The following is a 13,959-nucleotide window of genomic DNA, read 5'->3' on the forward strand; positions in this document are numbered from 1 at the left end:
AGGCGCAATTCAACCGTGAAAGCGTAGCCGGCGGAATCGGTATCAACCCGCGTATGTGTCGTGGTGTGGGAGGGGTTGGCGCGCCAATGGACGCCAATGGAAAAAGCCGGAAGCATTGCTGCTTTCCGGCTTTTAGAATTCGCTGGTGGGGCGTGAGTGACTCGAACACTCGACCTACGGATTAAGAGTCCGCTGCTCTACCAACTGAGCTAACGCCCCAACGAAGTCCAAGATTATAGGGGACGGATTGTGGCATTGCAACAGCTATTTGCGCTTAGATATGTGCCGCCGGGCCCAGCGCGAATTTGCGGCAGTGTTCGAGATAGCCGACCTCATGGCTGGCAATCAGGTCCAGCACGCTGGTCCATAGCCAGGACGGCGCATCCAGCTGCTTGGAGCGATTGCGCGCCAGCTCGCCCAGCCAGATGCGCTGGGTGGCCAGATCCATCTGGCGCGCGTGGGCGTTGCCGAGCACCTCGCCCAAGTACATCGCGACGCGGCTGGCTTCGTCCTGTGGCAGCGTCTCGATTTCCAGCTTCAGGTCCTGGGGCAGCAACTCGCGGATGAAGACCGCCTTGTCGAGCAATTGCGAGGAAAGAATGCGATCGCCCAGTGCCGGCGAGAGATGGCGGGCGCCTTCCACTACCCGCTCGCCATTGCCGCGCGGCATGTTCGCCTTGGGGTAGCCCGGCGCGGCAGCCTGCACCGCTTCCTTGATATCGATCAGGCAGATTTCGGAGTTGGGGCTGTCATTGCTGCCTACGGACAGCAGTGCGGCGAAGCGCAATCGTCCCAGCGAGCTGCAGCCCTTGACCCAGTAGGCGGCGTCCATCACCTCCACGCGCGCGCCTTCGTCGCGGGAGGTCAGCTGCGTGGCGAGGTGGGCGATCTCGCGCCGCTCGAAGAGGGAGCGGATTGCGCGCCGCTCGTCCGGGGCGAGCCGCCAGAACCGTTTGCCGAGCGGAATGGAGGGGGTGGTGTCCTGCAGGCGTTCGCGCGCGAGATGCTTCCATTTGCGCCCCAGGGCCTGGCGCATCACGGTACGTACTGCGACAGGCCGGCGCGAAGTCAGGCCTGCCGCGGCGTCGGGATTATCGAAAGCGCTTTCATAGCCCACCATCAGGCTTTCCAGCATGCGCGCGGTAATCACGCCCGGCAGGTCCGAGCCGCGCGCGGCGGTGGCCAGCGACAGCGCGAGGCGGATCAGGTCGTGCGCCGGGTTGCCGATCACGGTCTGGTCAAGGTCGCGGATCTGGATGTAGACGTGGCCCTGGATATCGGCGATCGGACCAAGGTTGCCCAAATGGCAGTCGCCGCAGATCCAGATGGCCGGGCCCTCGGGCAGGGCGTGCGGCTGCTTGGCCTCCAGCCATTCGTAGAACTTGCGCGTGTTGCCGCGCACGTATGCATGGGCAGAGCGCGCCATCTTCAGGTTCCGGCACCGCATCAGTTCTTCCTGGCGTTTTGCCGGGCCGGGCGTGCGTGGCTTGGCGCGGCGTTTTCCGGCGGTCTTCGTGCCGGTTTTTTTGCTGCTTGTCTTCGTGGCCATGGAAGTCGGAGCGCCGAGCGCTGGCAGGATATCGAGGCGGGCCGGCCACCATCGGCTGGCAACTGATGTCAGCGTACTCCATGCCGCCTGGAAAGACTGTCAGCGCAACACGGATTTCGTGCGCCTGGCCAGCGGCTACAATGCGCTCGTCTTCCCAGGCGCGGGATGCCGCTGCCGCGCTGAATCCAACGCCAGAATCCGGAGTCCGTCATGCATGCCAGAGTCCTGCGCTACCTCGACGAGGTGGTGAGCCGCGGATCGATCCGCCAGGCCGCGCTGCATCTGCACGTGGCGCCGAGCGCGATCAACCGGCAGATCCTGGACCTGGAGACGGAACTGGGCGCGCCCTTGTTCGAGCGCATCAACAAGCGCCTGCGCCTGACCCCGCTGGGCGAGATGGTGCTGGCGCACGTGCGCCAGACGCTGCGCGAGCACGCACTGCTGCGCAGCCGTATCGAGGCCGTGAAGGGCGTGCGCCAGGGCGAAGTCACCGTGGCTACCACGGCCGGCCTGGCCGGCTCGCTGATGCCGTCGCTGGTGCATGCATTCCGCCAGCAGTATCCGGGCATCCTGGTGCGCCTGCTGGATCTGCCCGTGGCCGATATTGTCAGCGCCGTGGAGCGCGGCGACGTCGACCTTGGCCTTGCCTACGACCTGCCCGATATCGCCGCCTTCCGCATCCTGGCCAGCAACGACTGGCATATCGGCGCGGTGGTGGCGCCCGGGCACGCGCTGGCCGCGCTCCCGTCGACACTGCTCAGCGAGTGCCTGGCCTGCCCGGTGATCCTGCCCGCGCCGTCGATGTCGATTCGCGCCATCCTCGATGAGGCCTTCGCGCGAGCCGCGATCGAGGTGTTGCCGGTGACCGAGACCAGCTCGACCGCGCTGATGCGCCGCCTGGTCATGCTTGGCGCCGGCATTGCTTTCTTGAATCCGCTCGACGTGCTGGAGGAGCGGGAGCGCGGGGCGCTGGCCTGGGTACCACTGCGCGACGGCCAGTTGCCGTGCCAGACGCTGCGGCTGGTTGCGCGCGCGCGCAATCCGCTGAGCGCCGCGGCGGAACTGATGGCGGAGCGGATTGGCGAGGGCCTGGTGGCACTGTTTGCGGCGGTGCGTTAGCGGCGCAGTGCGCTCGGTTGTGCTGTTTTTGCGCACACCGTCGGTGGAAATCGATGCTTTGCCAAGGCCCGCTGGCGTCTTAGACTGTCTGGGCCGGGCCGCATGATGCGCCGGCCCCGTGTCCACTCCCTTGCGCTGCCCACCCGAAGACCCTGCCATGACCCTCATCCTTATCAATGCCGACATCCTGGTGACCATGGATGCGCAACGCCGCGAGATTCCGGGCGGCGCGCTGGTGGCGCAAGGCCCGATGATCGAATGGGTAGGCGCCACCGCCGAGCTGCCGCCGCAATACCGCCGGCTGATCGACGAGGGCAGTGCCGAGGTGATCGACATGCGTGGCAAGGTGGTGATCCCCGGGCTGGTCAACACGCACCACCACATGTACCAGAGCCTGACCCGCGCCGTGCCGGCGGCGCAGGACGTCGAGCTGTTCACGTGGCTCACCAACCTCTATATGTTGTGGTCGCACCTGACGCCGGAAATGATCGATGTGTCGACCCGCACCGCGATGGCCGAGTTGATGCTGTCCGGCTGCACCACCACCAGCGATCACCTGTACCTGTATCCCAACGGCTCGCGCCTGGACGATTCCATTGCCGCCGCGGCAGCAATGGGCATGCGTTTTCATGCCGCGCGCGGATCGATGAGCGTGGGCCGCAGCAAGGGTGGCCTGCCGCCCGATTCGGTGGTGGAGGAGGAGCACGCCATCCTGAAAGACAGCCAGCGGCTGATCGAGCAGTACCACGACGCTTCGCGCCACGCCATGCTGCGCGTGGTGGTGGCGCCGTGCTCGCCGTTTTCCGTCTCGCGCGACCTGATGCGCGAGTCGGCGCTGCTGGCGCGCAACTATGGCGTGTCGATGCACACCCACCTGGCCGAGAACGATAACGACATCGCCTACTCGCGCGAGAAGTTCGGCCTCACGCCGGCCCAGTACGCCGAGGAACTCGGCTGGGTCGGCCCCGACGTATGGCACGCCCACTGCGTCAAGCTGGACGATGAAGGCATCGCGCTGTTTGCCCGCACCGGCACGGGCGTTGCCCATTGCCCTTGCTCGAACATGCGCCTGGCGTCGGGCATTGCGCCGGTGCGCACAATGCGCGATGCCGGCGTGCCGGTCGGCCTGGGCGTGGATGGCAGCGCGTCGAACGATGGCGCGCATGTGCTGGGGGAGGTGCGCCAGGCCATGCTGCTGCAGCGCGTGGGTTACGGGCCCGCCGCCATGAGCGCGCGCGAGGCGCTGGAGATTGCTACGCTGGGCGGCGCGCGCGTGCTGGGCCGCGACGATATCGGCGCGCTGGCACCTGGCATGTCGGCCGATTTCGTGTCCTTCGACATGGAGCAGGTGGGCTATGCCGGCGCGGGCCACGACCCGGTGGCGGCGCTGGTGTTCTGCACGCCGGGCAATGTCGCCACCAGCGTGATCAACGGCAAGGTGGTGGTGCGCGATGGGGAGTTGCAGACGGTGGAGTTGCCGCGCGTCCTTGCACAGCATCGCGGGCTCGCGCGTGAATTGTTCGAGCGCGCGAGACAAGCTTGAGGCAATGACCGAATACGCCGCGCGTGCGACCCCTCTCGAGTGGGGTCGCGTCATGTTTGCAATGTATTCACACTAGCCCCGGGTCGTTCCCTGAACGCCCCTGACCCTTCCCCAGCCCGCCATCGATCGCGGGCTTTTTTCGGGTTCTTCGCCGAATTGCGGGATGGGAGAGTCGAGGCGGCCGGGGGGCGGTATCAGGGATCGCTCCGAAGGCTGAGTTCGGGCCAACTCCGGTCACTGACCTTCACCCCTACCTCATTCTCGAAAGCTGCCGTGCGCAAGTGCGGTCAAGTCTGGTTGGACACGGCTCATTGAACCGCTGTTGGCACGTGCGCCGAGAGAAACTCGGTGAACGCGCGCACCGAAGGAAGCAGGCCACGGCGAGACGGCATCAGCAGACTTATCGTCGCGACGCCCGCTATCCACTGAGGCAAAACACGGACCAACTGGCCCCGCTCAACCTCGCCGCGGCCCACGTAACCGGGCAGGGCCACGATGCCCAGACCCGCGCAGGCGGCGGCCTTCAGCGTTGCCATGTCATCGCTCTGAAGACTCGGCGTGAACGGAACCGTAACAACCTGATCGGCATCGCGCACATCGCTCAGGCGCCATGCATAGCTTTCCTGCGCACCAGCGAGCGCGATACCGTCATGCTCTGAGAGTGCATTTGGCTCACCGGGCGTGCCCTTGCGGGCGAGATAGCTTGGGCCCGCGAACAGGTACCAGGGGATCTGAGCCAAGTGGCGCTGCACCAAGGACGAACTGGGCAGCGCCTCGGTATGTGCTCGCAGGCAGAGGTCGAAGCCTTCTTGCACAGGATCCACGTGGCGATTCGTTGCGTGCTGCACGATGCGCACGCGCGGATAAGCCGCCATGAACCGTGGCATCAGTTCGGCCAGGGCCAGTTGGGCGAACGCGACCGAACAGGTGAATCGGATGGTGCCGCTCGGTTCGGCGGTGCGACGCCGCACGACGCTTTCCGCCGCCTCGGCTTCAACCAGCATGGCCAGCGCGTGGCGATGGAACTCCGCGCCTATTTCCGTCACGACGAATTTCCGTGACGTGCGCTGGATCAGTCGCGCGCCCAGCGACGCCTCCAGTGCGAGAATGCGCCGGCTGATGCTGGACTTTGGCACGTCGAGCGCCCGAGCAGCGGCCGTGATGCCGCGGTGCTCGACCACTTTGGCGTAGTAGTAGACATCGTTCAGATCGAGCATCGTCGGACCCAGGTGTCCTTGGCGGTACCGGCGCCGCGCCCCGGCTGATCGTCCCATTTCATGGACGATTGTTCCCATTCTGACAGATTGTTCTTCGATTGTCCCAATACTAGATTTCGTTCCAAGCCGATACGCGATCCATCAATGCGCCGGCGACAGGAGCCAAAGATGAACCGTCGCCAGTTTCTGAACCAGTCCAACGCCGCAGTTGCTGTGGCCGCGCTCGGTGCCAGTGCCGCCGCCACCGCGGCGATACCCACGCCCCAGCCCACCAAGGAAACCCTTGCCATGAACTCGCCCCATCTCTATGAACGCCTCACCCGCGACAACGCCGTCCTGCTGCTGGTCGACCATCAGGTCGGCCTCTACACCGGCGTGCGCGACATCGAAACGCTGGAGCTCAAGCACAACGTCGTCGGCCTGGCCAAGGCAGCGCTGGCGCTGAAGGTGCCGGTCATCGTCACCACGACGACCGAAAAGATGTGGGGTCCGTTGATCCCCGAACTCGCGGAAGCGCTCCCCGGCGTGAAGCGCATCGAGCGCACCACCGTCAACGCCTGGGACGAGCGCCGCGTCGTCGATGCGGTCAAGGCGACCGGGCGCAAGAAGCTGATTGTCACCGGCATCTCGACCGACGTTTGCCTCGCCTTCCCGGCGATCTCGGCAATCGCCGACGGCTACAACAGCTACGCAGTGATCGATGCTTCCGGGGGCTTCACCAAGACTCAGGTTGAGATGGGCGTGGCGCGCATGCAGCAGGCCGGCGTGATCCCCGTCGGTTACTCGAACGTCGCCGTCGAGATCCTGGCCGACAACGCCGCACCGGAAGCCGACGCCGTCTACGCCGCGCTCGGCATGCCCTTCGGCGGCCTCGTGTACGGCCTGAAGCAGTACTTCTCGCGCGGCTGAGCCGGTGTCAACTGGACGTACGCTGACGGCGGGCCCGCCGCGCGTCGGCGTGTTCGCGGATCATGTCGATCAGCGCGCGCAGTCCGGCCGGCACGTGGCGGCGGCCCGGATAGTATAGACAGAGGCCGTCGAGCGGGGGTGTCCAATCGTCCAGCACGCGAACCAGCGTGCCAGCTTCCAGATCCGCGGCGACGTTCCATTCGGTCAGATACGCAAGACCGAGACCGGCACGCGCCGCCGCCAGCATCAGGCCCGGCTCGTCGAGCGTCAGCGCGCCTTTGCCGTCGATACGCAACGTTTCGCCGTGCCGCTCGAACTCCCACTGATATATCGCGCCGCTCGGCATGCGTGACCGGATGCAGCGGTGTGCGTTCAGATCGGCGGGCGTGCGCGGCGGCTTTTGCTGCGCAAAATAGGCTGGACTGCCGACCACGGCAAAGCGCTGCCTGTCACCGAACGGCACCGCGATCATTTCCTGCGGCACCGTATCGGTCAGCCGAATGCCAGCATCGAAGCCTTCGACGACGATATCGATCAGGCGTCCTTCGGTGACAAGGTCGAGCCTCATCTCCGGATAGCGCTGCAGGAATGCGATGAAGAGCGGCATCACCTGCCTGGCCGCGCCGGCTGACGCATTGATGCGCAGCGTGCCCGACGGCGTGTCACGGAAGCTGCCGGCCTGTTCGATCGCGACGCGGATCGTGGAGAGTGCGGGCGCGACGCTGTCGACGAACTGCGCGCCGGCTTCCGACAGCGACACGCTGCGCGTCGTCCGATTGAAAAGCCGTACGCCGATACGCGCTTCGAGCGCCGCCACCGCATGGCTGAGCGCAGACGTTGACATGCCCAGGTCCGTCGCGGCCGCGCGAAAGCTGCGATGACGCGCGACGGCCAGCACCGCCTCCAGTTCGCCCAAGCCCGATGTCTTCATTGTCCTAATTTGTTCAATGACGCATGCAATATTGTACGACTAGTCAGCGCAATGCATCGGACCTATCTTTAGTCGTCTGGAACGTCTTCTGGGAGCAGCCATGCAGATCATCGACAAAATCTATATCGACGGCGCGTTCGTTACACCGCACGGCGACGAACTGTTCAACCTCTACAATCCGGCGACCGAGCAGGTAATCGGGCGCGCGCGTCTCGCCGATGCGCAAGACGCGCGCGATGCGATCGCCGCCGCAAAGCGCGCGTTTCCCGCGTTCTCCCGCACCAACAAGCGCGAGCGCATCGACATGCTCAAGCGCATGCACGAAGCCGTCGTCGCCAAGGAGGACGAGTTGTACGAAGCGATCACGGAGGAGTATGGAGCGCCCGTATCGCGCGGTCGCTGGATGGCGCAGCACGCGAGCAATGTGCTGCTCGAAGCGGCCAAGGTGCTGCAGGACTATGCGTTCACGCATCGCGCAGGCACTGCTGAGGTCGTGATGCAGCCGCTAGGTGTCGCCGGTCTGATTACGCCGTGGAACAGTAACGCGGGCTTCATCTGCGGCAAGCTCGCCGCCGCGCTGGCTGCGGGCTGCACGGCCGTCATCAAGCCAAGCGAGATGAGCGCGATCCAGACTCGCATCGTCACCGAAGCGTTGCACGAAGCCGGCTTGCCGCCGGGCGTGTTCAACATCGTGACGGGACGCGGCGAAACGGTCGGCGCGCAGATCAGTTCGCACCCGGACGTCGCAAAGCTGTCGTTCACCGGTTCGACCGCGGTCGGCAAGACGATTCTGCGCGCGGGTGCCGAGACGTTGAAGCGCGTGACGCTCGAACTTGGCGGCAAGTCGCCGGTGCTCGTGCTCGACGACGCGAACTTCGACGAGGTGGTACCGCTCGTGATTCAGGCCGGCTTCATGAACAGCGGACAGGCGTGCATCGCGGGCACGCGTATTCTGGTGCCGCAGCAGCGGCTCGCGGAATTCGAAGCGCGGGTGCAGGAAGAAGTTGCACGCACGCAGGCAGGCGATCCGCGCGATCCGCGCACGACTGTCGGCCCAATGGTCAGCCAGAAGCAGTGGGAACGCGTGCAGCGCTATATCCGGATCGGTATCGACTCAGGTGCACGTCTGATTGCGGGAGGCGAAGGCCGGCCAGATGGCATCGACGCAGGATGGTTCGTGCGTCCGACCGTCTTCAGCGATGTGGCCAACGACATGGCGATTGCCCGCGAAGAGATCTTCGGTCCTGTGCTGTCGATTATCACGTACCGCGATACTGAAGATGCGGTTGCTATCGCCAACGACACCGATTACGGCTTGCAAGCGTACGTGTTTTCGGCGGATGACCAGCGTGCGCGCGAGCTCGCACGGCGAATCGAAGCGGGCCGAGTACTAGTCAACACGCTGGCACACGAACCGGCCGCGCCATTCGGCGGCTTCAAGCAATCTGGTATCGGCCGCGAATACGGCACGTTCGGGCTCGAGGCTTTTCTCGAGCCGAAGGCCGTTCTCGCTGTATCGGCAAGGATCGCCAAGGCCTGTTAGCAGCGGTACACATTGGTGGCCTACAGTGCGCGCTTCCACGCTATGCAATGCCCTAGCGCAGGTTCCGCGCACACTGCGTAAGAAGCTGCTGCAGCAGCGCCACGTGCTCAGCGGCAATCCCGTCCAGCATCTCTCCTTCCAGTCGCTTCATCGTTTCGTCGCAGCTCGCTAGCAGCGCCCGCGCGCTGTCGGTCAGGCTCAGCTTGACGATACGGCCATGCAGCGGGTCCGGCTCACGAATCAACCAGCCTTTCGCCTGCATTGTTTTGACGATCTCGTTCGCCGACTGCGGCGACATGAATGAGCGCTCTGCCAGTTGCGCGTTGGACAGGCTGCCGCGTGCGTGCAAGACCGACATCGCGGTGAACAACGGCAACGTCAGGCCGTGGGGCGCCAGGGCTTCGCTCAAGCGGCGCTTTACCACGCGGTCGGTGCGGCCGATGAGATAGGGGATACGTATCGGCGCTGGCGGCACACCGGCCTTTTCCACCTCCCCGCCAGGGGTTGCATGCGCTTTTGCCTTGGCGCTTTGTCTTGTCTGAGATGCCATTGTGATGCTCGATCCTCGTCGGCGTGGACTGCGGTTAGGGGTTTACGCGCGACAATGATAATCTACTTGTCGTATCAGGCTACCTGATACTATATTGGCAACTCGTTAGCCCGCCACTGATTGAGGAGCCACTGAAATGAGCAACTACGAAGGACGCTGGAAGACTGTCGATGTGAAGGTCGAGCAGGGTATTGCCTGGGTGACGTTCAATCGCCCGGAAAAACGCAACGCGATGAGCCCCACGCTGAACGCCGAGATGGTGCAGGTGTTGGAAACGCTCGAACTCGATGCCGATGCGAAAGTGCTGGTGCTGACCGGTGCCGGTGATGCGTGGACAGCCGGCATGGACCTGAAGGAGTACTTCCGCGAAGTCGACGCGGGCCCGGAGATCCTGCAAGAAAAGATCCGTCGCGATGCCTGCCAGTGGCAATGGAAGCTGTTGCGCATGTATGCCAAGCCGACTATCGCCATGGTCAATGGCTGGTGTTTCGGCGGCGGTTTTCCCCGCTGGTTGCCTGCGATCTGGCGATTGCCGCGGACGACGCCGTTTTCGGGCTGTCCGAGATCAACTGGGGCATCCCGCCGGGAAATCTCGTGAGCAAGGCGATGGCCGATACGGTTGGCCATCGCAAGGCGCTGCACTACATCATGACGGGCGACACATTCACCGGCGTGGAAGCCGCTGCCATGGGCCTGGTCAACGAAAGCGTGCCCAAGGCGAAACTGCGCGAGCGTACGACCGCGCTGGCCGGCAAACTGCTGGAAAAGAACCCTGTGGTGCTGCGTGCGGCCAAGCACGGCTTCAAGCGCTGCCGCGAGCTGACGTGGGAGCAGAACGAGGACTACCTCTACGCGAAGCTTGACCAGGCACAACTGCGCGATCCGGAGCACGGACGCGAGCAAGGCCTCAAGCAGTTTCTCGACGACAAATCGATCAAGCCCGGCCTGCAGACCTACAAGCGCGACTGAAGACGCGGTACCTGGGGCGCCATATCGCCCCGGGCGAGCAGAACGAGGAGACATACCCATGCATGAAGTCACCATGCTGATCGACGGCCAGCCGTGTGCGGCCGAGAGCGGCAAGACGTTTGAGCGTCGCAATCCCGTCACCGGCGCGCCGGCCTCCCGCGCGCCTGCTGCAAGCCTGGCCGATGCTACGCGCGCCGTGCAGGCGGCCGCGGATGCGTTTCCCCGCTGGGCGGCACTGGCCCCCGGCGAGCGCCGCCAGCGCCTGTTGAAGGCCGCCGATCTGATGGACGCGCGCATCGACGAATTCGTCCGTATCGGCGCCGCCGAAACGGGTGGCATGGCCAACTGGTATGGGTTCAACGTCACGCTGGCGGCGAACATGCTCCGCGAGGCCGCGGCGATGACCACCCAGATCGACGGCAGCATCATACCGACCAACTTGCCAGGCAATCTGGCGATGGCCGTGCGCCAGCCGTGCGGCGTCGTGCTCGGCATTGCGCCATGGAATGCCCCGGTTATCCTGGGCACACGTGCATTGGCCATGCCGCTGGCCTGCGGCAACACGGTCATCCTGAAGGCTTCGGAGTCGTGTCCCGGTGTCCACCGGCTTATCGGCACCGTGCTGCAGGAAGCCGGCCTCGGCGACGGCGTGGTCAATGTGGTGACGAATGCGCCGGAGGATGCCGCTGCGGTGGTGGAGCACCTGATCGCGCAGCCTGCCGTGCGGCGCGTGAACTTTACCGGTTCCACCCACGTCGGCCGCATCATTGCCCAGCATGCAGCGCGCCATCTCAAGCCCGCGCTGCTGGAGTTGGGCGGCAAGGCGCCGGTAGTCGTGCTCGAGGACGCCGACCTGGACGCTGCGGTGGAAGCCGTGGCCTTTGGCGCCTTCTTCAACCAGGGCCAGATCTGCATGTCGACGGAACGTGCGATCGTGCACGAGGCGATCGCAGACGATTTCGTCGAAAAACTCGTGGCCAAGGCGCGCACATTGCGCGCCGGCGATCCGACCGATGCCGGCAGCGTGCTGGGCGCGATGGTCAGCGAGCAGGCCGTGCGGAAGATTGCGGCGCTCGTCGAAGACGCACGAACGCAAGGCGCCAGCCTGCCGCTTGGCTTGCACAGCGACGGCGCGATCCTCCAGCCGGTGATCGTGGACGGCATCACGCCCGGCATGAAGCTGTATCGCGACGAGTCCTTCGGCCCCGTGGTGACCGTCGCCCGTGTGAAGGATGACGATGAGGCAGTCGCCATGGCCAATGACAGTGAGTATGGCCTGTCCGCGGCCGTGTTCAGCCGTGACATCTCGCGTGCCTTGCTGGTCGCGCAGCGGATCGAGTCCGGCATATGCCATATCAACGGCCCCACCGTGCATGATGAAGCGCAGATGCCGTTCGGCGGTGTGAAGGGCAGCGGCTATGGCCGTTTCGGCAGCAAGGCGTCTGTCGCGGAGTTTACGGATCTTCGCTGGATAACGGTGCAGAATGCACCGCGCCACTATCCAATCTGAAGTCAAGGGCCGCTACGGCCCGCAATGACCGCCTGCCTGGCCCAGGGCAGGCGGGGAATAATGGGAGACACGGCGTGAATGCAATCGCCTCGACTATTCAGGAATCGGCTCCGCGCTACCGCACCGTCGCCGTCAGCACCGCCACAGCGATTTGCCACAAGGATGGAGACGTCTGGCGCATCACATCCGCCGAAGCACTGGCGGACTACCCCGGCCGGATGACCGATTGCCTCGCCGCCGGTGCCGAGCGGCATCCCGACCGGGTGCTTGTAGCTCAGCGCGGCGCGCAGGGCAACTGGATCGAGATCACGTATCGCGAGATGCTGGCCCGTGCCCGTGCGATCGGCCAGGCGCTGCTCGACCGTGGGCTTTGCGCGCAGCGCCCGCTAGCGATCCTGTCGGGCAATGACCTCGAGCACCTGCATTTATCGCTTGGCGCGATGTGGGCCGGCATTCCTTTCTCTTCGGTGTCGCCGCCTTACTCGCTGGTGTCGACCGACTACGGCAAGCTGCGCCATGTGTTCGAGGTGCTGACGCCCGGCCTCGTGTACGCAGCGGACGGCGCGATGTTCGCGCGGGCAATCGGCGCCGTGGTGCCAGCCGATATGGAGGTAGTGACGCGCGATGGAAGCTTGCCCGGGCGCACGGCCACGGCGTTTGACGCGTTGGTCCGGACGCAGCTAACCAATGTGGATGACGCACAAGCCGCCGTTGGGCCCGAGACGCTGGTGAAGTTCCTGTTCACGTCGGGCTCGACGCGCCAGCCCAAGGCCGTCCCGACCACGCATCGGATGCTCTGCAGCAACCAGCAGATGCTGCGGCAAGCCATTCCCGACTTCACGATCGAGCCGCCGGTACTGGTCGACTGGCTCCCCTGGAACCATACGTTTGGCAGCAGCCATAACTTCGGCATCGTGCTGTACAACGGTGGCACCCTTTACATCGATGACGGCAAACCGGCGCCGGGCAAGTTCGAGGAAACGCTGCGCAACTTGCGCGAGATCTCCCCGACCGCTTACTTCAATGTGCCAAAGGGGTGGGAAGAGCTCGGCCTCGCGCTGGAGCGCGATGCGGCGTTGCGGGAGAGGTTCTTCTCGCGCGTCCGGATCTACTTCTTCGGCGGCGCCGGGCTTTCGCAACAGGCCTGGGACCGGCTGGAGCGCGTGACGCAAGCGCATTGCGCAGAGCGCATCCGCATCATGGCCGGGCTTGGCATGACCGAGACATCGCCATGCTGCCTGTTCACCACGGTCCCCATCATGCGCGCAGGCTATGTCGGCACGCCGGCGCCGGGATGCGAAGTCAAGCTGGTGCCCGTCAACGGCAAGCTCGAAGCCCGCTTTCGTGGTCCCCACGTCATGAAGGGCTACTGGCGGATGGCGGAAACACCGGCACAGCCGGTCTTCGACGAGGAAGGCTTCTATTGCAGCGGCGACGCGCTGAAGTTTGTCGATGCGGAGCAGCCGGAACTCGGATTCATGTTCGACGGCCGTATCGCGGAAGACTTCAAGCTCAGCTCAGGCACGTTCGTCAGCGTCGGGCCGCTGCGCGCGCGCGTGCTTGCCGCGGGAGCGCCGTACGTCCAGGACGTGGCCATCGCCGGCATGGATCGCGACGACATCGGCTTGCTGGTCTTTCCGCGCATGGAGGATTGCCGCCGCCTTTCCGGGCTGGCGCCGTCGGCCAGTCATCGCGAGGTACTCGCGGCGCCAGCGGTCAGGTCTGCCTTCAGCCAGATGTTGACGATCCTTAACGAGAGCGCGACAGGTAGCGCATCACGCGTTGCCCGCCTGCTCCTGCTCGACGAGCCGCCCTCGCTGGATCGCGGCGAAATGACAGACAAGGGCACGCTAAATCAGCGGGCAGTGCTAACCCACCGCGCCGCACTTGTCGACGCCCTCTACGGCACCGTTTCTGAAGACGTGATCACGATATAGACGAAGCGACGCCCCTTTCGCTTCGTCGCTTCCTAGCCTTAAGCAGCAGAGAACTGCAGGCCTTTCCAAAAACTGGAGACATTCCATGAAGCCAATGTTTGCCGGTGGCGCCGTGCTGGCCACCGCGGTAGCGCTCGTCTCGCTTTCGCTGTAGCTGAAAGCCGGCGCAAACGCCGCCCGGC

The 13,959-nt window shown here is 64.8% G+C and carries 10 protein-coding genes, 1 tRNA gene and 1 pseudogene; 7 read left to right on the forward strand and 5 right to left on the reverse strand.

Annotation, left to right across the window (positions count from 1 at the left end; genetic code table 11):
- Nucleotides 1-143 precede the first annotated feature (143 nt).
- Both OMK73_RS36190 and OMK73_RS36195 read right to left on the reverse strand, forming a co-directional pair.
- Nucleotides 144-219, reverse strand: a tRNA-Lys gene (locus tag OMK73_RS36190).
- Nucleotides 220-274: 55 nt separating this feature from the next.
- The gene (locus OMK73_RS36195; protein WP_267606215.1) at nucleotides 275-1,549 is read right to left on the reverse strand and encodes a DUF2252 family protein; all 1,275 of its coding nucleotides are present in this window, start codon (nucleotides 1,547-1,549) and stop codon (nucleotides 275-277) included.
- 210 nt (nucleotides 1,550-1,759) lie between these two features.
- Between OMK73_RS36195 and OMK73_RS36200 the strand changes: the two genes are divergently transcribed.
- Both OMK73_RS36200 and OMK73_RS36205 read left to right on the forward strand, forming a co-directional pair.
- The gene (locus OMK73_RS36200) at nucleotides 1,760-2,668 is read left to right on the forward strand and encodes a LysR substrate-binding domain-containing protein (protein ID WP_267606216.1); all 909 of its coding nucleotides are present in this window, start codon (nucleotides 1,760-1,762) and stop codon (nucleotides 2,666-2,668) included.
- A gap of 157 nt (nucleotides 2,669-2,825) precedes the next feature.
- Complete coding sequence (locus OMK73_RS36205; protein ID WP_267606217.1) at nucleotides 2,826-4,211, forward strand: 8-oxoguanine deaminase; 1,386 nt, start codon at nucleotides 2,826-2,828, stop codon at nucleotides 4,209-4,211.
- Nucleotides 4,212-4,519: 308 nt separating this feature from the next.
- Here OMK73_RS36205 and OMK73_RS36210 read toward each other — a convergent pair whose 3' ends face one another.
- On the reverse strand, nucleotides 4,520-5,428 hold the full coding sequence (locus tag OMK73_RS36210; RefSeq protein ID WP_267606218.1) for a LysR substrate-binding domain-containing protein: 909 nt from the start codon (nucleotides 5,426-5,428) through the stop codon (nucleotides 4,520-4,522).
- 168 nt (nucleotides 5,429-5,596) lie between these two features.
- Between OMK73_RS36210 and OMK73_RS36215 the strand changes: the two genes are divergently transcribed.
- Complete coding sequence (locus OMK73_RS36215; RefSeq protein WP_267606219.1) at nucleotides 5,597-6,337, forward strand: isochorismatase family protein; 741 nt, start codon at nucleotides 5,597-5,599, stop codon at nucleotides 6,335-6,337.
- A gap of 7 nt (nucleotides 6,338-6,344) precedes the next feature.
- On the opposite strand, the gene OMK73_RS36220 is transcribed toward OMK73_RS36215, so the two are convergent.
- The gene (locus OMK73_RS36220) at nucleotides 6,345-7,268 is read right to left on the reverse strand and encodes a LysR family transcriptional regulator (RefSeq protein WP_267606220.1); all 924 of its coding nucleotides are present in this window, start codon (nucleotides 7,266-7,268) and stop codon (nucleotides 6,345-6,347) included.
- Between the two features lie 100 nt (nucleotides 7,269-7,368).
- Here OMK73_RS36220 and OMK73_RS36225 point away from each other — a divergent pair, with 100 nt between their 5' ends.
- Entirely contained in the window at nucleotides 7,369-8,811 is a 1,443-nt protein-coding gene (locus tag OMK73_RS36225; protein WP_267606221.1) for an aldehyde dehydrogenase family protein, read from the forward strand.
- Nucleotides 8,812-8,863: 52 nt separating this feature from the next.
- On the opposite strand, the gene OMK73_RS36230 is transcribed toward OMK73_RS36225, so the two are convergent.
- Entirely contained in the window at nucleotides 8,864-9,361 is a 498-nt protein-coding gene (locus OMK73_RS36230; RefSeq protein ID WP_267606222.1) for a MarR family winged helix-turn-helix transcriptional regulator, read from the reverse strand.
- A 136-nt stretch (nucleotides 9,362-9,497) separates the two neighbouring features.
- Here OMK73_RS36230 and OMK73_RS36235 point away from each other — a divergent pair.
- The 3 genes and pseudogenes from OMK73_RS36235 to OMK73_RS36245 all read left to right on the forward strand — a co-directional run bounded on the left by OMK73_RS36235 (nucleotide 9,498) and on the right by OMK73_RS36245 (nucleotide 13,777).
- A pseudogene (locus tag OMK73_RS36235) lies at nucleotides 9,498-10,330 on the forward strand (p-hydroxycinnamoyl CoA hydratase/lyase).
- A gap of 58 nt (nucleotides 10,331-10,388) precedes the next feature.
- Nucleotides 10,389-11,840: an aldehyde dehydrogenase gene (locus OMK73_RS36240; protein ID WP_267606223.1), complete on the forward strand. Its 1,452-nt coding sequence runs from the start codon at nucleotides 10,389-10,391 to the stop codon at nucleotides 11,838-11,840.
- A 74-nt stretch (nucleotides 11,841-11,914) separates the two neighbouring features.
- Nucleotides 11,915-13,777: a feruloyl-CoA synthase gene (locus OMK73_RS36245; protein WP_267606224.1), complete on the forward strand. Its 1,863-nt coding sequence runs from the start codon at nucleotides 11,915-11,917 to the stop codon at nucleotides 13,775-13,777.
- Nucleotides 13,778-13,959 lie beyond the last annotated feature (182 nt).

Origin of the sequence: Cupriavidus sp. D39 (genome assembly GCF_026627925.1) — a bacterium.
GTDB classification, from domain to species: domain Bacteria; phylum Pseudomonadota; class Gammaproteobacteria; order Burkholderiales; family Burkholderiaceae; genus Cupriavidus; species Cupriavidus ulmosensis.

What these genes read in the sequence shown, in the direction of transcription:
- OMK73_RS36195 (WP_267606215.1), bottom strand. Translation starts at nt 1,549, where the DNA reads ATGGCCACGAAGACAAGCAGCAAAAAAACCGGCACGAAGACCGCCGGA.
- OMK73_RS36200 (WP_267606216.1), top strand. Translation starts at nt 1,760, where the DNA reads ATGCATGCCAGAGTCCTGCGCTACCTCGACGAGGTGGTGAGCCGCGGA.
- OMK73_RS36205 (WP_267606217.1), top strand. Translation starts at nt 2,826, where the DNA reads ATGACCCTCATCCTTATCAATGCCGACATCCTGGTGACCATGGATGCG.
- OMK73_RS36210 (WP_267606218.1), bottom strand. Translation starts at nt 5,428, where the DNA reads ATGCTCGATCTGAACGATGTCTACTACTACGCCAAAGTGGTCGAGCAC.
- OMK73_RS36215 (WP_267606219.1), top strand. Translation starts at nt 5,597, where the DNA reads ATGAACCGTCGCCAGTTTCTGAACCAGTCCAACGCCGCAGTTGCTGTG.
- OMK73_RS36220 (WP_267606220.1), bottom strand. Translation starts at nt 7,268, where the DNA reads ATGAAGACATCGGGCTTGGGCGAACTGGAGGCGGTGCTGGCCGTCGCG.
- OMK73_RS36225 (WP_267606221.1), top strand. Translation starts at nt 7,369, where the DNA reads ATGCAGATCATCGACAAAATCTATATCGACGGCGCGTTCGTTACACCG.
- OMK73_RS36230 (WP_267606222.1), bottom strand. Translation starts at nt 9,361, where the DNA reads ATGGCATCTCAGACAAGACAAAGCGCCAAGGCAAAAGCGCATGCAACC.
- OMK73_RS36240 (WP_267606223.1), top strand. Translation starts at nt 10,389, where the DNA reads ATGCATGAAGTCACCATGCTGATCGACGGCCAGCCGTGTGCGGCCGAG.